The organism is Pengzhenrongella sicca (genome assembly GCF_017569225.1).
GTDB lineage: Bacteria > Actinomycetota > Actinomycetes > Actinomycetales > Cellulomonadaceae > Pengzhenrongella > Pengzhenrongella sicca.
Window position 1 is genome coordinate 1,042,425 of sequence record NZ_CP071868.1, and the last position, 17,091, is coordinate 1,059,515.

General features: G+C 74.6%; 19 protein-coding genes. 10 read left to right on the plus strand and 9 right to left on the minus strand.

Annotated elements, in window-relative coordinates:
* The first annotated feature begins 57 nt into the window (after positions 1-57).
* Positions 58-3,003 carry a preprotein translocase subunit SecA gene (gene secA / locus J4E96_RS04630; RefSeq protein ID WP_227424615.1) on the plus strand — a complete coding sequence of 982 codons (2,946 nt, stop codon included), beginning with the start codon at positions 58-60 and terminating at the stop codon, positions 3,001-3,003.
* Between the two features lie 34 nt (positions 3,004-3,037).
* Here secA and J4E96_RS04635 read toward each other — a convergent pair whose 3' ends face one another.
* Both J4E96_RS04635 and J4E96_RS04640 read right to left on the minus strand, forming a co-directional pair.
* Positions 3,038-3,586 carry an Rv3235 family protein gene (locus J4E96_RS04635; RefSeq protein ID WP_227424616.1) on the minus strand — a complete coding sequence of 183 codons (549 nt, stop codon included), beginning with the start codon at positions 3,584-3,586 and terminating at the stop codon, positions 3,038-3,040.
* The gene (locus J4E96_RS04640; RefSeq protein ID WP_227424617.1) at positions 3,583-4,407 is read right to left on the minus strand and encodes a LysM peptidoglycan-binding domain-containing protein; all 825 of its coding nucleotides are present in this window, start codon (positions 4,405-4,407) and stop codon (positions 3,583-3,585) included. Before J4E96_RS04640 ends, J4E96_RS04635 begins: the two co-directional genes overlap by 4 nt.
* 214 nt (positions 4,408-4,621) lie before the next feature.
* Here J4E96_RS04640 and J4E96_RS04645 point away from each other — a divergent pair, with 214 nt between their 5' ends.
* Complete coding sequence (locus J4E96_RS04645) at positions 4,622-5,152, plus strand: hypothetical protein (protein ID WP_227424618.1); 531 nt, start codon at positions 4,622-4,624, stop codon at positions 5,150-5,152.
* 22 nt (positions 5,153-5,174) lie between these two features.
* On the opposite strand, the gene J4E96_RS04650 is transcribed toward J4E96_RS04645, so the two are convergent.
* Entirely contained in the window at positions 5,175-5,408 is a 234-nt protein-coding gene (locus J4E96_RS04650; protein WP_227424619.1) for a helix-turn-helix domain-containing protein, read from the minus strand.
* A 176-nt stretch (positions 5,409-5,584) separates the two neighbouring features.
* On the opposite strand from J4E96_RS04650, the gene J4E96_RS04655 reads away from it, so the two are divergent.
* From J4E96_RS04655 to J4E96_RS04665, 3 genes are read left to right on the plus strand one after another with little or no spacing between them, the layout of a single operon-like run.
* Positions 5,585-6,244 carry an SAF domain-containing protein gene (locus J4E96_RS04655; protein ID WP_227424620.1) on the plus strand — a complete coding sequence of 220 codons (660 nt, stop codon included), beginning with the start codon at positions 5,585-5,587 and terminating at the stop codon, positions 6,242-6,244.
* Positions 6,245-6,250: 6 nt separating this feature from the next.
* Positions 6,251-7,624, plus strand: coding sequence for an AAA family ATPase (locus tag J4E96_RS04660; protein ID WP_227424621.1), 1,374 nt, complete (start codon positions 6,251-6,253; stop codon positions 7,622-7,624).
* A gap of 17 nt (positions 7,625-7,641) precedes the next feature.
* Positions 7,642-8,112, plus strand: a complete 471-nt coding sequence (locus J4E96_RS04665) for a DUF6912 family protein (protein ID WP_227424622.1) — start codon at positions 7,642-7,644, stop codon at positions 8,110-8,112.
* A gap of 191 nt (positions 8,113-8,303) precedes the next feature.
* Here the strand turns inward: J4E96_RS04665 and hisN are convergent, their stop codons facing one another.
* The 5 genes from hisN to J4E96_RS04690 all read right to left on the minus strand — a co-directional run bounded on the left by hisN (position 8,304) and on the right by J4E96_RS04690 (position 12,826).
* Entirely contained in the window at positions 8,304-9,119 is an 816-nt protein-coding gene (hisN, locus tag J4E96_RS04670) for a histidinol-phosphatase (RefSeq protein WP_227424623.1), read from the minus strand.
* 59 nt (positions 9,120-9,178) lie between these two features.
* Positions 9,179-10,264 carry a ribosome small subunit-dependent GTPase A gene (gene rsgA / locus J4E96_RS04675; RefSeq protein ID WP_227424624.1) on the minus strand — a complete coding sequence of 362 codons (1,086 nt, stop codon included), beginning with the start codon at positions 10,262-10,264 and terminating at the stop codon, positions 9,179-9,181.
* Positions 10,261-11,610: a 3-phosphoshikimate 1-carboxyvinyltransferase gene (gene aroA, locus J4E96_RS04680; RefSeq protein ID WP_227424625.1), complete on the minus strand. Its 1,350-nt coding sequence runs from the start codon at positions 11,608-11,610 to the stop codon at positions 10,261-10,263. Before aroA ends, rsgA begins: the two co-directional genes overlap by 4 nt.
* Before the next feature lie 88 nt (positions 11,611-11,698).
* Positions 11,699-12,226, minus strand: coding sequence for a DoxX family protein (locus tag J4E96_RS04685; RefSeq protein WP_227424626.1), 528 nt, complete (start codon positions 12,224-12,226; stop codon positions 11,699-11,701).
* A gap of 66 nt (positions 12,227-12,292) precedes the next feature.
* The gene (locus tag J4E96_RS04690) at positions 12,293-12,826 is read right to left on the minus strand and encodes a ferritin (protein ID WP_227424627.1); all 534 of its coding nucleotides are present in this window, start codon (positions 12,824-12,826) and stop codon (positions 12,293-12,295) included.
* 106 nt (positions 12,827-12,932) lie between these two features.
* Here J4E96_RS04690 and J4E96_RS04695 point away from each other — a divergent pair, with 106 nt between their 5' ends.
* Positions 12,933-13,712 (plus strand): sigma-70 family RNA polymerase sigma factor, encoded by a 780-nt coding sequence (locus J4E96_RS04695; protein WP_319637741.1) that lies wholly within the window; start codon positions 12,933-12,935, stop codon positions 13,710-13,712.
* Positions 13,709-14,017, plus strand: a complete 309-nt coding sequence (rsrA, locus tag J4E96_RS04700; RefSeq protein WP_227424629.1) for a mycothiol system anti-sigma-R factor — start codon at positions 13,709-13,711, stop codon at positions 14,015-14,017. The genes J4E96_RS04695 and rsrA overlap by 4 nt, the downstream gene beginning before the upstream one ends.
* A 75-nt stretch (positions 14,018-14,092) precedes the next feature.
* Here the strand turns inward: rsrA and J4E96_RS20365 are convergent, their stop codons facing one another.
* A complete protein-coding gene (locus J4E96_RS20365; RefSeq protein ID WP_406620449.1) occupies positions 14,093-14,167 on the minus strand; it encodes a 50S ribosomal protein bL37 in 75 nt (24 codons plus the stop codon).
* A gap of 222 nt (positions 14,168-14,389) precedes the next feature.
* Between J4E96_RS20365 and J4E96_RS04705 the strand changes: the two genes are divergently transcribed.
* From J4E96_RS04705 to J4E96_RS04715, 3 genes are all read left to right on the plus strand, one after another.
* Positions 14,390-15,478, plus strand: a complete 1,089-nt coding sequence (locus J4E96_RS04705) for a type IV pilus twitching motility protein PilT (RefSeq protein WP_227424630.1) — start codon at positions 14,390-14,392, stop codon at positions 15,476-15,478.
* A gap of 68 nt (positions 15,479-15,546) precedes the next feature.
* Positions 15,547-16,401, plus strand: a complete 855-nt coding sequence (locus J4E96_RS04710) for a DUF4097 family beta strand repeat-containing protein (protein WP_227424631.1) — start codon at positions 15,547-15,549, stop codon at positions 16,399-16,401.
* The gene (locus tag J4E96_RS04715) at positions 16,401-17,033 is read left to right on the plus strand and encodes a PadR family transcriptional regulator (protein WP_227424632.1); all 633 of its coding nucleotides are present in this window, start codon (positions 16,401-16,403) and stop codon (positions 17,031-17,033) included. The genes J4E96_RS04710 and J4E96_RS04715 overlap by 1 nt, the downstream gene beginning before the upstream one ends.
* Positions 17,034-17,091: the final 58 nt, after the last annotated feature.

Consider the following 17,091-nt stretch of genomic DNA (forward strand, 5'->3'; position numbering starts at 1 on the left):
GGAACGGATCCGCCCGGCCGTCCGGCCGCGGATGTGCGAAACCCCAGGGAGTCATGCGTGCCTGCGATCCTCGAGAAGGTTCTTCGCTTCGGCGAGGGCCGGATCGTCAAGAAGCTGTCCGGCATCGCCCACCAGGTCAACGCGCTCGAGGAGAGTTTCACGTCCCTCTCGGACGCCGAGCTGCGCGAGGAGACCGACCGGTTCAAGGCCCGCATCACTGGCGGCGAGGACCTGGGCGATCTGCTCCCCGAGGCGTTCGCGGCCGTCCGTGAGGCCGCCCAGCGCACCCTCGGCCAGCGGCACTTCGACGTCCAGCTCATGGGCGGCGCGGCCCTGCACCTCGGCAACATCGCCGAGATGAAGACCGGCGAGGGCAAGACGCTCGTCGCGACGCTGCCGGCGTACCTCAACGCGCTCAGCGGCGACGGGGTGCACGTCGTGACGGTGAACGACTACCTCGCGACCTACCAGTCGGAGCTCATGGGTCGAGTCTTCCGCTTTCTTGGGCTCACGAGTGGCGTGATCCTCACGGGCCAGACGCCCGCGCAGCGCCGCGCCCAGTACGCCTGCGACATCACGTATGGCACCAACAACGAGTTCGGGTTCGATTACCTGCGCGACAACATGGCGTGGAGCACCGAGGAGCTCGTCCAGCGCGGCCACAACTTCGCGATCGTTGATGAGGTCGACTCGATCCTCATCGACGAGGCGCGCACGCCGCTGATCATCTCCGGCCCCGCCTCGGGCGACGCGAACCGCTGGTACGCCGAGTTCGCCAAGGTCGTGCGGCGCCTCGAGGCCGATCGCGACTACGAGGTCGACGAGAAGAAGCGCACCGTGGGCGTCCTCGAGCCCGGTATCGAGCGGGTCGAGGACTACCTGGGCATCGAGAACCTCTACGAGTCCCTCAACACCCCGCTCATCGGCTTCCTGAACAATGCGATCAAGGCCAAGGAGCTCTTCAAGCGCGACAAGGACTACGTCGTGATGAAGGGCGAGGTGCTGATCGTCGACGAGCACACCGGCCGGATGCTCGCCGGGCGGCGGTACAACGAGGGCATGCACCAGGCCATCGAGGCCAAGGAGGGTGTGGTCATCAAGGCCGAGAACCAGACGCTCGCCACGATCACGCTGCAGAACTACTTCCGGCTCTACACCAAGCTCGCGGGCATGACCGGGACCGCCGACACCGAGGCCGCCGAGTTCTCCGGCACCTACAAGCTCGGCGTCGTGCCGATCCCGACGAACAAGCCCATGCGCCGGCTCGACCTCGGCGACCTGGTGTACAAGAACGAGAGCGGCAAGTACGACGCCGTGGTCGCCGACATCGTCGAGCGGCACGCCGCCGGCCAGCCCGTCCTGGTCGGGACGACGAGCGTCGAGAAGAGCGAGCTGCTCGCGAGCAAGCTGAAGAAGCAGGGCGTCCCGCACGAGATTCTCAACGCCAAGCAGCACGCGCGGGAGGCCTCGATCATCGCGCAGGCCGGGCGCAAGGGTGCGGTGACGGTCGCGACGAACATGGCCGGCCGCGGCACCGACATCATGCTCGGGGGCAATGCCGAGTTCATGGCCGTCGCCGAGCTCGCCTCGCGCGGGCTGGACCCGGCCGAGCAGGCCGACGAGTACGAGGCCGCCTGGCCCGCTGCGCTCGCGAGCGCGACGGACGCCGTCGCGGCGGAGCACGACGAGGTCGTCGAGCTCGGGGGGCTGTACGTGCTCGGCACGGAGCGGCACGAGTCGCGCCGGATCGACAACCAGCTGCGCGGCCGGTCGGGCCGCCAGGGCGACCCGGGTGAGTCCCGGTTCTACCTGTCGCTGCAGGACGACCTCATGCGCTTGTTCAACTCGCAGATGGCCGAGTCGCTCATGACGCGGGCCGGCTTCCCGGACGACCTGCCGCTCGAGTCGCGGATCGTCACGCGCGGCATCGCGAGCGCGCAGTCGCAGGTCGAGGCGCGCAACTTCGAGATCCGCAAGAACGTGCTCAAGTACGACGACGTGCTCTCCCGCCAGCGGTCAGTCATCTACGCCGAGCGCCGTCGCGTGCTCGAGGGCGAAGACATGGAAGACCAGATCCAGCACTTCACGGCGGACGTGCTCGCCGCGTACGTCGAGGGCGCGACGTCGGACGGCAGCCCGGAGACCTGGGACCTGGACTCGCTCTGGACCGCGCTGAAGGCCATCTACCCCGTCTCGATCACCCCGGACGAGGTCGTCGAGCAGGCGGGCGGGCCCACGCGGGTCTCGGCCGAGCTCATCGTGGCGGAGGTCACGAGCGACGCGACGCTCGCCTACGCCGAGCGCGAGGAGCGGATCGGCAGCGAGAACATGCGCCAGCTCGAGCGGCGCGTCGTGCTCAGCGTGCTGGACCGGAAGTGGCGCGAGCACCTGTACGAGATGGACTACCTCAAGGAGGGCATCGGCCTGCGGGCGATGGCCCAGCGCGATCCGCTCGTCGAGTACCAGCGCGAGGGCTTCCAGCTCTTCGGTGCGATGACCGACGCCATCAAGGAGGAGTCGGTCAGCTACCTGTTCAACCTGGAGGTCAAGGTCGCCGAGCCCGAGGCGGAGGCAGGTCAGGCCCCGGTCATCACGGCCGAGTCGGCGGCGCAGGCAGCGGTCGGCGCGGGCGCCGGCGCGGCTCGGACGCGGCCGAGCGCCGACGCGTCGACGCAGGACTCACCGACCGACGACGTAACCCCGGTGGACGACGCGGCTCCGACCGACGACGCGGCGCCGGCGACCCGCCGCGAGGCGAAGGGACCGGCCTCGGGCCGGCGCGCCGCCGGAACGCTCGTCGCGAAGGGCCTCGACGGCCCCGACCGCAGCGCGCCGCTGCAGTACTCGGCGCCCAGCGTCGACGGCGACGCTGGGGGCGCGGTGCGTGTCACCGCGAACGACGGTGCCGCCGGTGACCAGGCCGACGCGGGGACGGCAGCGGCGGCCGCCGCGAACCGTGAGGCCCGGCGCAAGGCCGAGCGCCAGGCGCGCAAGAAGCGCTGACGGCGGGGCCGATCTCAGTTCAGCCGATCTCAGTTCAGCCGATCTCGAGGGCCGTCGCGCGCCATTGGCCGCGGTGGCCCTCGAGCCGGATGGCGACGGCGCGCACGCGCGGCCCGTCGTCGACGACGACGGTCGCCTCCGCCGCGCCCTCACCGAGCCGGAACAGGCGGATCCGGCGGATCGTGGCGCGATGCGAGCCCACGCCGAGGACCCGACGCGTCAGCTCGGATCGGATCTCGAGCTGCTCGTAGATCTCCGGCGACACCCACCGGCAGAGCTGGGCGAGCGGCCGGGTGCCGCGCAGCGCCTCGACCGCAGCCTGCACGACGGCGCAGCACAGCGCCGTCGGGTCGGGCAGCGGCCCGTCGGCCCCGGCGAGGCTCGGCCGACGCGGGCGTCCGGGTGCGTCGGCGCCGAGGCCGCCGGCCAGCTCCCGGACGGGGCTGGGGGCCGGCGCCACCGCGAGCGGGGGACCGGCCGGCGCGAGCAGCTGCGCCGGCGGCGCCCCGGTCGGGACGAGCCGGGCCCGCACCGGGGACGGCGAATCCGCGGCATCGTCGGCGGTCACGGTCGGCGCGGTCATGACAGCTCGCCCGACGCGTCCGTCGCTGGGGCCGTGAGCTCCTGGCCCGGATGGATCCGACCCGGGTCCGGCCCGACGGTCGAGCGGTTCGCGGCGTACCAGCGCGGCCACGCCGCCGCGATCTCCGCCGGGCTCGCGCCCGCGGGCAGGCTCTCTGCGGCGATCCGCCACAGGCTGTCGCCGGGCCGGACGACGACGACCTCCGGCGCGACCACTGCCTGCGGCGCTACTACCGCGTCCGGCGCCACCGCGGTCGGCGGCGCGCTCGCCGGTGCCGGTGCCGGTGCCGGCTGGGACGCTGGCGCGGCCGCGGTCTGGTCGATCGCGGGTCCGGTCGGCAGCGTCACGGCCCAGCCGAGGTCCGCGGGCGGCGCGACGTCCTGCGCGCCGGCCGGGACGATCGCGGCCGAGGCGCCGACCCCCGCGCCGACCGCGAGCACGAGGAGCCGGCGCACGAGCGCGGGGGCGCGCCGTGCGACGAACCGCTCGCCCCCGGACCAGGTGCGGCCGAACGCCTGACTGACGGCGCAGCCGACGGCGACCGCCGCCCCGAGCGCGAGCCAGCACGCGATGGCGACGCCGGCGGCGAGGACCCCGAGCTCGACGAGCTGATCGATCCGCAGCGCCTCGGCGGGCCGCGCGGGCGCGAGCACGGCGAGCCGCCACAGCAGGGCCGCCGCGAAGGCGCCGGCGGTGACGGCGCCGGCCCCGAGTGCGCCGAGAGCGAGCGGTCCTGGCGCGAGCCGGCCCCGCGCGGGCAGGCCCGTCGGTCGCGGGGCGCCTGAGCCGGTCGACGCCGGCGGACGAGCGATGCGGGCCATGGATGCCTCCGGATGTCGTTTGGTGCAATTTGGTGCTGTTTGCCGTAGGCGGTCCAGCATCGCCCGACCGGGCGCGTCTGTCCAGGGGTGGCGGGCCGGGAGGCGACATCGGTGGACAGCAGGCCCGGCGTGGCTCGGCCGGCCGGCCGAGCGCTGGCGCCGGCCCGCAGGCCGCCACCGCACGCTCGGGGGGTGCCCGTCGTACCGTGGTCTCATGCGGTGGGAGGCACTGTTCGCAGATCTGGAGGCGCAGCTCGAGGCCGCGCTGGCGGCCGACCGCGCCGCGGAGATCTCCGAGCTGACCCGCGCGGAGCGGGCCACCGTCCTGCTCGCGGACCGTCTTCGCTCGGCGCGCGGCGCGGACGTCGCGCTGCTGGTCGCCGGCGGCGCGACCATCGCGGGGGAGCTCGTCGACCTGGGGGCCGACTGGGCGCTCGTCGGCGACGGCGGCCGGCGGGCACTCGTTCCGCTGCAGGCGGTCATCGCGGTGCGCGGCCTGCCCGTCCGGGCCGCGCCGGCGCCGGGCGCGGTGGCCCGCCGGCTGGGCCTCGGGTCAGTGCTGCGCGCGCTCTCGCGGGACCGGGCGACCGTTCGGCTCGCGACGGAGTGGGCCGAGCTCGCCGGCCGGATTGAGCTGGTGGGGGCGGATCACCTGGACCTCGTCACGGGCGTCGATGCCCCGCGCAGCGGCGCACCGATGTGGACGGTCCCCTTCGCCGCGCTGCGGGTGGTCCGCTCCGACTAGCGCGCGACGCCGGGCAGCCGGCTCAGTCGGTGGACGGCTCCGACTGAGCGAGCGACTCGGACCCGATCCGGGCTCGCGTCTGCGCGTACATGCGGGTGATGTACGCCTCGAGCTCGACCGTCTCGATGCGCCACTGCGACCGGCCGCCCACCTGGATCGCGGGGAGCTCGCCCGAGCGCACGAGCGAGTAGGCCTGCGCGGCGGAGATGTTGAGCACTTCGGTCACGTCCGCGAGGGTGAGGAACCGGGCAGCCATGGGGGAAGTCTGGCACGTTCGCGCTCGGCGACGGCACCGTCCACAGCAGTTCCTGCGCAAATGCCGCAGAACGCCCATGATGGGACTCCTCGAGGTGATTGGGCGCGTCGAGGCGATTGGGCGCGTCGAGGTGATGGGACGCGTCGAGGAGACGGCCGAGCAGGGGGAGCACGGGCATGGACACGTTGGCTGCCGAGATGGCGAGTCCGGTCGCGGCGCGGCTGCGCCGGCCAGGATGGCGCGACCCACGACTGCTCGTGGGGCTTCTCATCATCGTCGGGGCGATGGCGCTCGGCTCGTGGGCGGTCTCGACCGCGGCGTCGAGCACCCCGGTCTACCTCGCGAGCGCGACCCTGACCGCGGGTGATCGCCTCGACGCGGCGGACCTGACGGTCGCCCAGGTCCGGCTCGACGACGCCGAGGCCGCCCGCTACCTCCCCGCGACCGCGGCGCCGCCGACGGGTCTCGTCGTGCTGCGCACCGTCCAGCGGGGCGAGCTGGTGCCGGCCTCGGCCGTCGGCGCTGCGGGCTCCCTGGACGTGCGCCCCGTCCCCATCGCGGTCGCGGACGAGCCACCGGCCGGGATGGTCCCCGGGGCCCTCGTCGACCTCTGGGTGATCCCCGAGGCCCGCGACGGGGTGCCGGCGCAGGAGCCGCACCTGCTCGCGTCCGCGCTCGACGTCGCGGAGGTCGCGCGCCCGAGCGGGGGCTTCGCCGTCGGCGGGACGTCCACGGTGCACGTGCTCGTGCCGACGGGGGACCTGCCGGCCATCCTCGGCGCGCTGGCCACGGAGGGGTCCGTCCGGGTCGTCCTCGTCCCCGGCTCGGGCGGGTAGGCGCGGATGTCGGTCGGGGTGCTCTGCGCCGTCCGGGGCCAGGGCGAGACGGGGGTCGTGACCGCGCTCGACGGCGCGTCCGGGCAGCTCAGCGTCGAGCGGCGCTGCGCCGACCTGGCCGAGCTGCTGGCAGCCGCGGCGGCGGGGGTGGGTGCCCTGGCCGTGGTCTCGGCGGACCTGCCGCACCTGGACCGCGACGCGGTCGCGCAGCTGCACCTCGCCGGGGTCCGGGTGCTGGTTCTGACCGAGCCCGGTCCGGGCCACGACGAGCGCATGCTCGCGCTCGGTGTCGATGCCGTGCTCGGTGGGTCCGTGTCGCCCGCCGCGCTCGTGGCCGCCGTGCTCGCCCTCGCGGAGACCGGCGGGACCTCCGGCGCCCCGGCGGCGCGACCGGCGTCGACCGCTCCGGCCGGCGGCGAGCCGACGGCCCGGCCCGTCGCGTCCGACGACGGCTCCGCGGCGTCCGACGACGGCGCCGAGTCCGGCCCGGCCGACCTCGCGCCCGCGCCGGCGGGGCTGGTCGTGGCCGTCTGGGGCCCGGCCGGCGCGCCGGGCCGGACCACCGTCGCGATCAACCTGGCCGCCGAGCTCACCGCGCTGGCCCCGGGCGGGGCCCTGCTCGTCGACGCCGACACCTACGGCGGCACGGTCGCGCAGCTCCTGGGGATGCTTGACGAGTCGCCGGGGCTCGCGGCCGCCGCCCGCGCTGCGGGCCAGGGCGGGCTCGACCTGGCGGCGCTGGCGCGCCTGACCCCGCGCCTGCTGCCCGGCCTGCGCGTGCTCACCGGGATCTCGCGCGCGAACCGCTGGCCCGAGCTGGGGGAGGCGGCTCTTGAGGTGGTGTGGGAGCGGGCCAGGGACCTCGCGGCGTGGACCGTCATCGACTGTGGCTTCTGCCTCGAGCAGGACGAGGCGCTGAGCTACGACACCCGGGCGCCGCGCCGGAACGCGGCGACGCTGTCGGCGCTCGAGGCCGCCGACGTCGTCGTCGTGGTAGGCAGCGGCGACCCCGTGGGGATCCAGCGCCTGGTGCGCGGGCTCGCGGACCTCGCCCTTCTGCCGACGGCGGGCGCGGCGCGGCGCCTCGTGGTCGTGAACAGGCTGCGCGCGTCGGCGGCCGGACCCCGGCCGGGGGCCAGCGTGCGCGAGTCCCTCGCCCGCTACGCCGGCGTGCGGGATCCGCACCTCGTGCCGGACGACCGCCTCGCGGTGGACGCCGCGACGCTGCGCGGCACGGCGCTGCGGGAGTCGGCCCCGGGGGCGCCCGCCCGCCGCGCGATCGCGGCGCTCGCGGCGGCGATCGCGGCGCAGCCCAAGGTGCCGCACGCGCCGGTCCCGGCCCGCGGGCGGCGGGCGCGGCGGCGTGGGGCGGGCCGCTGACGGGGCAGACTGGGGTGGTGCGCATCTACCTCCCGGCCAGCCTGCTCGACCTCGCCCCGTCCGACGCCGGGCTCCGGCCGCCGCTCGTCCCGCGGCGGGCGCACGCGGTGACCCCGGGGCTTCGGGCCCTCTTTCCGGACGACGACGACGAGGGCCTGGAGTTCGCGGCCCAGCTCGCCGCCGCCGATGACTCTCTCGAGCTGCTGCGGACGAGCCCGGACGCGCCGCGCCTGCGGCTCGTGCTGACGGCCGACGTGGCGGCCGGCGACGTCGTTCCCGTGCACGACGACGACGCGGCGCCGAGCGCGGTCGACGTCGTCGTCGCCGTGCCGTGGGACGCGATCGCGTGCGGCCACGTGGACGAGCCCGCCGCGGCCGCGGACGTCACCGCCGCGCTCGCCGGCGCGCCGGCCGACGTCGAGCGTCTCGACGAGCGCGACCTGCTCTGGTACGACGCGAGCGAGCTCGGCGCGGTCCCGCGCCCCTAGGGCCGGCGCGGTCCCGCGCCCCTAGGGCCAGCGCGGTCCCGCGCCCCTAGGGCCAGCGCGGTCCCGCGCCCCTAGGGCCGGCGCGGTCCCGCGCCCCTAGGCCCAGCGCGGTCCCGCGCCGGTAGCCCCACGGTTGCGGTCGGGATCCGTGCGTCGCAGGCACCGATCCTGACCACAACCGGCCCGGGTGCCTAGTGGCGGCGCGGGCTGGTCCGGTCGAGCGGGTCGAGGATCTGCAGCGCGGCGTTGTGTAGCAGCCCGTTGGTGACCAGCGCGGAGCCGCCGAACGGCCCGGGCACGCCCTTGATCGACGTGAACGTCCCGCCGGCCTCCGTCACGATCGGCACGAGCGCCGCCATGTCGTGCAGCGCGAGCTCGGGCTCGCACGAGATGTCCACGGCGCCCTCGGCGACCATGACGTGCGACCAGAAGTCGCCGTAGGCCCGCGTGCGCCAGACCTGCCGGGTCAGGTGGAGGAAGTCGTCGAGCAGGCCGCGCTGCTCCCAGCCGCCGAGGCTCGAGTACGACAGCGACGCGTCCGCGAGGCGCCCGACACCGGACACGTGCAGCCGGGTCGCGGCGGCCAGCGACTTGCCGGTCCACGCGCCGGAGCCGTTGGCGGCCCACCACCGGCGCCCGAGCGCGGGGGCGCTGACCAGGCCGATGACCGGCTGGCCTGCGTCGATGAGCGCGATCAGGGTCGCCCAGACCGGAACGCCGCGGATGAAGTTGGCGGTGCCGTCGATCGGGTCGATGACCCACTGCCGCGGTCCGTGCCCGGTGTCCTCGAGCTCCTCGCCGTGCACCGCGTCGCGCGGGCGCGCCCGCGCGAGCTGCGAGCGGACGATCTCCTCCGCCGTCCGGTCGGCGTCCGAGACCGGCGTGCGGTCGGGCTTGGTGTCGACGTGCAGGTCGAGCGCCTTGAACCGGGACATCGTCACCGAGTCCACCTGGTCCGCGATCACGTGGGCGAGCCGCAGGTCGTCGTCGTACCCGGATCGGATCATCCCGCCACGCTACCGGCCCGCGATCCCCGCCCCGGCCAGCGGCGCGGGACGAGCGAGGGCTACCGGCTGTCGCGCTCCGGGGTGTTCTCGGCGCCGATCGTGCCGCTGCGGCTCGCGAGCAGCCGGCGGAAGCTCTCGAGCCGGGCGGCCCGGGCGGCCCGGACGCCGTCGTCGGGGGCGGCCTCGACCCACTCGTCGAGGCAGCAGTCGGGCGCGTCGTCGGAGTGCGTGCACCCGCGCGGGCACTCCTGCGCGACGTCGGCCAGGTCGCCGAACGGCGCGAGCAGGTGCTCGAGCTGGACGTGCGCGAGCCCGAACGAGCGCACTCCCGGGGTGTCGATCACCCAGCCGGGCGCGGCCCCCGCGGCCGCCGGCATCCGCAGCGCGATCGCGGAGCTCGAGGTGTGCCGGCCTCGGCCGGTCACGTCGTTGACGATCCCGACGGCGCGGAACGCGTCGGGCACGAGCGCGTTGACGAGCGTCGACTTGCCGACGCCGGAGTGCCCGATGAGCACCGACGTGCGCCCCGCGAGGGCCTGCCGCACGTCGTCGAGCGCCTCGATGGTGCCGTCCGTGCCGCGGCGCGTCGAGACGACGGCCACGCCGATCGGTGCGTACATCGCGATGAGCTCGGTCGGGTCGGCGAGATCGGCCTTGGTCAGGCACAGCAGGACGTCCATGCCCGCGTCGTACCCCGCGACGACGCAGCGGTCGATCATCCGCGTGCGCGGCTCGGGATCGGCGAGCGCCGTGACGATCACGAGCTGGTCGGCGTTCGCGACGATGACCCGTTCGATCGCGTCGGTGTCGTCGGCCGACCGGCGCAGCACCGTGGTGCGCTCCTCGATCCGCACGATGCGGGACAGGCTGCCGGCGTCGCCCGTGGTGTCGCCGACGATGTCGACCAGGTCGCCCGGCACGACCCGGTTGCGGCCGAGCTCGCGGGCCTTCATCGCGATCGCGCGGTGCTCGTCCGGGCCGCCCGCGTCGACGAGCAGCGTGTACCGGCCGCGGTCGACGCCGGTCACCATCGCCGTGATCGCGTCGGCGTGCTCGGGTCGCTCCTTGGTGCGGGGCCGCGAGCCGTGCCGGTTGGGCCGGACCCGGATGTCGGACTCGTCGAGGCGCCGCTTGCCCGGGCTCACGGGCGGCCCAGCGCCCCGAGCATGCCGTGCCACAGCCCGGGAAAGTCCGGCAGCGTCTTCGCGGTCGTCGCGACGTTCTCGACCAGCACGCCCGGCACCCGCAGCCCGAGCAGCGCGCCCGCCGTCGCCATCCGGTGGTCCTGGTAGGTCCGCACCGTGCCGGCGCGCAGCGACCGCGGCGTGATGACCAGCCCGTCGGACGTCTGCTCGACCTGGCCGCCCAGCCGCGAGATCTCGGCGGCCAGGGCCGCGAGCCGGTCGGTCTCGTGCCCGCGCAGGTGCGCGATGCCGCGCAGCCGCGTCGGGGAGTCGGCGAGCGCGGCCAGCGCCGCGATGGTCGGGGCCAGCTCGCCCGCGGCCCGCAGGTCCAGGTCGATCCCGTGCACGACGCCGGTCCCCGTGACCGCGAGCACGTCGCCGTCGAGGCGGGTCGAGGCGCCCATCCGCTCGAGGATCGCGGGCAGCAGCGCGCCCGGCTGCGTCGTCACGGTCGGCCAGCCGGGGACGCGGACGGTTCCGCCCGCCACCAGGGCGGCGGCCAGGAAGGGCCCTGCGTTGGACAGGTCAGGCTCGACGCGCACGTCGCGGGCCGCGATCGGGCCCGGCGCGACGCGCCAGATCGCGGGCCGGGAGTCGTCGACCTCGACGCCGGCGTCGCGCAGCACCTGCACGGTCATGTCGATGTGCGGCAGGCTCGGCAGCGTGCTGCCGACGTGCCGGACCGTCAGCCCCTGGTCGAACCGCGCGGCGGCGAGCAGGAGCCCGGAGACGAACTGGCTCGAGCCCGACGCGTCGACGTCGACGGCCCCGCCCCGCACGCGCCCGCGCCCGACGATGGTGAAGGGCAGCCGGCCGGGCTCGCCGGCCGCGGTGACGGTGACCCCGAGCGCCCCGAGCGCCGTCAGGACGGGCGCCATGGGCCGCACGCGCGCGCCGTCGTCGCCGTCGAAGGCGATCGGGCCGGTCGCGAGCGCGGCGACCGCCGGCAGGAAGCGCATCACGGTGCCCGCGAGGCCGCAGTCGATCGTCGCGGGCCCGCGCAGGGGGGCGGGGGCGACGTCCCAGTCTCCGTCGGCCCCGGCGCTCGTGAGCTGCGTGCCCAGCGCGCCCAGCGCGCGAGCCATGAGCTCGGTGTCGCGCGAGCGCAGCGCGCCGCGCAGCCGGCCGGGGCCGTCCGCGAGGGCGGCCAGCACCAGGTAGCGGTTGGTGAGGGACTTCGACCCGGGGACCTCGACCGTCGCGTCGAGCGCGCCGCCGGCCGTCGGCGCGGCCCAGGCCTCGTCCGCCTGCGCGCGCGCGGGTGCGACGTCGGGGCTGGGGGAGGCCGTGTCGGTGGGCGTCGTCATGAGGCTCAGGCTAGCGGGGGCGCGCGCAGGCCTGCGGCGGCGGCCACCCGGCGGGCCGGGACGGGCGAGCGCGTCAGCGCGAGAGATGTCAGTGCGAGACGACGGCCTTGGCGTGCTCGACGGCGCCGGAGGCAGCCGCGCCGGTGCGGGCGGAGGCGACCTGGCGGGCCTTCGCCAGGCGCCATGAGACGCCCGGGCGGCCCTCGGTGTCGACCCCGGTCAGGAGCGCGGCGCCCGTGAACGCCAGGGAGCGCACGAACCGGTCCCGCCGCTCGCGGCGAAGCTCCGGCGTCAGCGCGGCGTCCGCGGTCTTGCCGCCGGGCAGGCTCGCGGCCGCGATCGGCAGGGTGAGCACGGCGAGCACGAGCGCCGCGGTGCGCGGCGCCTTGCCGGTCGCGAGCGCGAGCCCCGCGAGCGCGGTCGCCGCGCCGTGCGCCTGGATGATCGTGCGCAGCTGCCCGTCGCTCGGGCGCGGGATCCCGGTCGTCTTCGCCAGCAGGCCGTCGACGGCGGGGCGCGCGAACGCGACGTGGGCGCCGGGCCGGCGCGCGGCGTCGAGCCCCTCCGTCACGAACCACGAGGCCAGCAGCGGACGGGCGAGGCGGCGGAGCAACATCACGGGTTTCTTCCCTTGGTCGAGGCGAGCGGGGAGCGGGCGGGGCTGCATGCGGGGGTGCGGAGGCTAGAGGGCGCCGCCGGCGGCCGCCGGCGCGTCGGCGGACTCGCCGGCGTCGCCGATCTGCTCGCGCGCGACGTAGTTCTCGAGGTCGAACAGGTTCGTCCCGGCGCGCTGGGCGACCGTGAGCAGCGTCGTGGCGGAGGCGACCTCCTCGACCTGCTCCTTGAGGAACCAGAGCAGGAACTGCTCGCCGAGCGGGTCGCCCTCGGCCCGGGCCGCCTGGAAGATCGCCTCGATCTGCGCGGTCACCTCGCCCTCCTGCGCCAGCGCGAGCGCGATGGGGCCGACGACGTCGGTGAAGTCGTTGCGCACGGGGCTGCCGGCCGGGATCGCGATCGTCAGGTTCCGGTCGAGCATGTACTGCACGATCATCATCGCGTGGTTGCGCTCTTCGACGGCCTGCCGGTAGTAGTGCCGGGCGAGGCGCGGAAGGTCCTGGCTGTCGAACCACACCGCGATGGCGACGTACTGCTGATGAGCATCGAACTCGTGCCCGACCTGTTCGCGGAGCAGCTGGAGAAATCTCGAATCGGTCATACGGGCACGGTAGTGCTTCGCGCGGCCGTGAGCACGCGCGGCAAGGCAGCACGCGCCCGTGGCCGGGGGCGGGAATGTGAACCCGCACGCTGAGGTTGTCGACATCATGAGCTGTTCTCTCGTGTCCCGGTCGGACGCTTCGCCGGCGTTCGGACCTCCGCTCGGGCCGTACGCGCCCGGGCCGGTGGCGCCGCCTGCGGTGAGTCTGTCGGCGGTGACGCCGTGGAGCGGCCTGCACCCGTCGTCGGGTCTAGGCTCGACCGCGATGACCGAGGACACGCACCGGGCCCCCGAGGCCGAGGATTCCGCCGCACGCGTCGAACGCTTCGAGACGGAAGCGCTGGTCTACCTGGACCAGTTGTACGCCGCTGCCCTGCGCATGACGCGGAACCCGGCCGACGCCGAGGACCTCGTCCAGGAGGCGTTCACGAAGGCGTTCGCCGCCTTCCACCAGTACCGGCCGGGGACGAACCTCAAGGCCTGGCTGTACCGGATCCTCACGAACACCTTCATCAACACCTACCGCAAGAAGCAGCGCGAGCCGCTGCGATCGTCGGCGGAGACGATCGAGGACTGGCAGATCGCCCGGTCGGCCTCCCACACGTCGTCCGGGTTGCGGTCGGCCGAGGCCGAGGCTCTCGACCACCTGCCCGACTCCGACGTGAAGGACGCGTTGCAGAAGCTCCCCGAGGACTTCCGGATCGCGGTGTACCTCGCCGATGTCGAGGGGTTCGCCTACAAGGAGATCGCCGAGATCATGGGTACCCCCATCGGCACGGTCATGTCGCGGCTGCACCGAGGACGCCACCAGCTGCGCGAACTGCTGAGCGACTACGCGCGCGGCCGCGGTCTCGTCGACGCGCGCGGGAAAGAGAGCACGACGTGAGCGCGGAAGAGACGGAGCCCGCTCTCGGCGGGACGGACGTGGGCCGCAGCCTCGAGTGCGCTGAGGCGCTCGAGCGCTTGTCGGCCTTCCTCGACGCCGAGGTTGACGACGCGGACGGCGACCGGATCCGCGCGCACCTCGCCGACTGCGAGCCGTGCCTGACGGAGTACGACGTCGAGGACCACATCAAGAAGCTCGTGCGCCGGTCGTGCCGCGAGTCGGCGCCGGTCGAGCTGCACGTGCGCATCCGCACGCAGCTCACCGTGCTGCGCACGCAGTACACCGCCGAGCAGCAGCAGCGCTGAGCGGGCGGGGTGCGCCCCGAGAAAAACGTCGAGCCCGGTGCGAATCGCACCGGGCTCGTGACAACGTGTCTCAGCTCAGGAGTTGGGACGCTTGCCGTGGTTCGCGTTGCTGGACTTGCGGCTGCGCTTCTTGCGTGAACGCTTGCTCATGGTCTTCTCCTTAGCTGCTTACCGGCGCGCGCTGGCTCGGCGACGAATCGGGGTCCCCTCTAGGATCCCACACCTGCGCCGCCGGCCGGTACGCGGAGGGGTGCGCGGGCCCTCGGCCGGGTTGGCCGGGCGCCGTCGGCGGGGTCGACCGGGCGCCGTCAGCGGGGCGGGCCGGGCGGATCGGCGCTCAAGTGGGCGCTCGCGAATGCCGATAGGCCGAGGGTGAGTGAGCAGCCGCTGTCCGTGATTCCCTTCCTGCACGCCCTCGCGGGCACGGGGGGATCGGACCTGCACGTCAAGGTCGGCTCCGCGCCGCGCGTGCGCGTCGACGGCCGGCTGCGCAAGCTCCAGGTCCGCACGCTGACGCCGCTGGACACCGCGCAGATGGTCGCGGAGGTGCTCCCCGCCGATCTCACGGACTCGTTCCGCGAGACGCACGAGGCCGACTTCGCCTTCTCGTTGTCCGGCGTCGGCCGCTTCCGGGTGAACGCCTACCAGGCGCGGGGGACGTACGGGATCGTCTTCCGCCGGGTCGCCGTCGGCGCCCAGTCGCTCGCCGAGCTCGGCCTGCCCGACGTCGTCGGCGAGCTCGCGCTCGAGCCGCGCGGGCTCGTCCTCGTCACGGGGCCGACCGGCTCCGGCAAGACGACGACGCTCGCCTCGATGGTGGACCTCATCAACACCTGCCGCGAGGTCAACATCGTCACGATCGAGGACCCGATCGAGGTGCTCCACCAGGACAAGCTGGCGATGGTCTCCCAGCGCGAGATCCGCCAGGACACCGCCAACTTCACCACCGCGCTGCGCGCCGCGATGCGGCAGGACCCCGACGTGATCCTCGTCGGTGAGATGCGCGACACCGAGACCGTCCGGGCGGCCCTGTCAGCGGCCGAGACCGGTCACCTCGTCATGTCGACGCTCCACACGATCGATGCGGCGGAGACCATCAACCGGATCGTCGACTTCTTCCCGCCGTTCGAGCAGAAGCAGGTCCGTACGGCGCTCGCCCAGGCGCTGCGCGGCATCGTCTCCCAGCGCCTCGTGCGCCGGTCCGACGGCGTCGGGCGGCAGGCGGTCGTCGAGGTCATGGTCAACACCGGCCGCACGGCCGAGGCGATCCTGCTGCCCGCCGACGCGCCGCCGATGATCGACCTCATCCGCGATGGCGGCTACTACGACATGCAGACGTTCGACCAGCACCTGTTCATGCTGGTGCGCGACGGCATCGTCACCTACGAGGATGCCTGCCTCGTCGCGTCGAACCCCCAGGACCTCACGGTCGAGCTTCGCGCCGCCGGCCTGGTCGCCTGAGGGTTGCGCAACCCGGCCCGAGCGCTATCGTGGGACAAACGCGATATATCTCGAGTAGGGAGAGTGGCATGAGCACGGAATCGTGGGTTGTGACCGGTCCGCAGATCATCGAGATCGACGACGTCGCGGGCGTCCGGGTCGGCCTCGTGCGCGGGCGGGCCGACGTCGTCGCGCACGACGGGCCGGGCGTGCGGATCGAGGTGCACGCCGTCGACGGGCGGCCGCTCGAGGTCAGCCTCGCCGACGGCGAGCTGCGGGTCGGCTACGCCTTCACGTTGCGCAACTGGGAGGGCTTCCTCGACACGGTCCGCAACGTGCGCGACCGCGACACGGCCGACGTGCACATCGCCGTGCCCCGCCAGGTGAGCGTCAAGCTCGGCACCATGAGCGCGGAGGGGCTGCTCACGGGCGTGCGCGCCGGCGCCTCGGTCTCCACGGTCTCCGGGTCGATCGTGACCGACGGCACCGCCGGGCTGCTCATGGTCAACACGGTCTCGGGCGACGTCGCGATCCGCGCGCACACGGGTGACCTGCGGCTGAACTCGGTCTCGGGTGAGCTGACCGCTTCCGGCGACCTCGGCCGCGTCTCGGCGAACACCGTCTCGGCCCCCGTCACGCTCGACCTGACCGGGGTGCAGGGCGCCGTCAACGCCTCGACGGTCGCGGGCGACGTGACCGTCCGGCTGCCGGCCGAACGCGGCGTGACGGTCTCGGCGCGCAGCGTGTCCGGCCGGGTCGTGATCGACGGGCACGAGCACAAGGGCAAGGGCCAGGGGCCGGGGCAGGTGAGCGTCGAGCTGCAGACCGGCGACGGCGCGTGCGCCATCACGGCGAAGACGGTCTCGGGCCACCTCACCGTGCTCCGCGGGGTCGCGGACCACGCGAGCCCGTCCGACACGGCGGGCGCCGGCGGGCTCCTCTGATGGCGCAGGTCTTCGCGCACGGCCAGCTGCGGCTGTACCTGCTGTCCCTGCTCGAGTCCGGCCCGAAGCTGGGGTACGAGCTCATCGTCGCGCTGTCCGACCGGTTCGGTGGGACCTACCGCCCGAGCGCCGGCACGGTCTATCCCCGGCTCGCCCGGCTCGAGGAGGAGGGGCTGGTGCGCCGCTCGGACGAGCGCCGCAAGGGGGAGTACGCGCTCACCGACGCCGGTCGCGCCGAGATCGAGGCGCGCCGCGGCGACCTCGCCGCGCTCGAGGAGGGCCTGGCGGAGACCGTGCGGGCGCGCGCGCAGGCGGTGCGGGCCGACGTCCGCGGCTCGATGTCCGGCCTGCGCGCCCACCTCGCCGCGGCGGCGCAGGACGCGCGCGCGTCCGCGGTCCCGCCGGCCGCGGGCGGACCCGCCGCTGGGTTCGACGGCGGGTCCGACGGCGGGCGGACCGAGTCCCACCTGCATCGGGTCGATGCCGAGGCGCTGCTCGTGCGCTTTCGCGACGACGTCCGGGCCGAGCTGCGCCTGTCCGACGCGCGGGGCCGGGTCGACCAGCTGACGGTCGACACGGTGCGCACCGTGCTGGACAGCGCCCTCACGGCGGTCCGGGCGACCCTGCGCTGAGGGGCCGGCGACTCGAGCTGAGACGAGCTTGAGCTGAGACGAGCTTGAGGTGAGACGA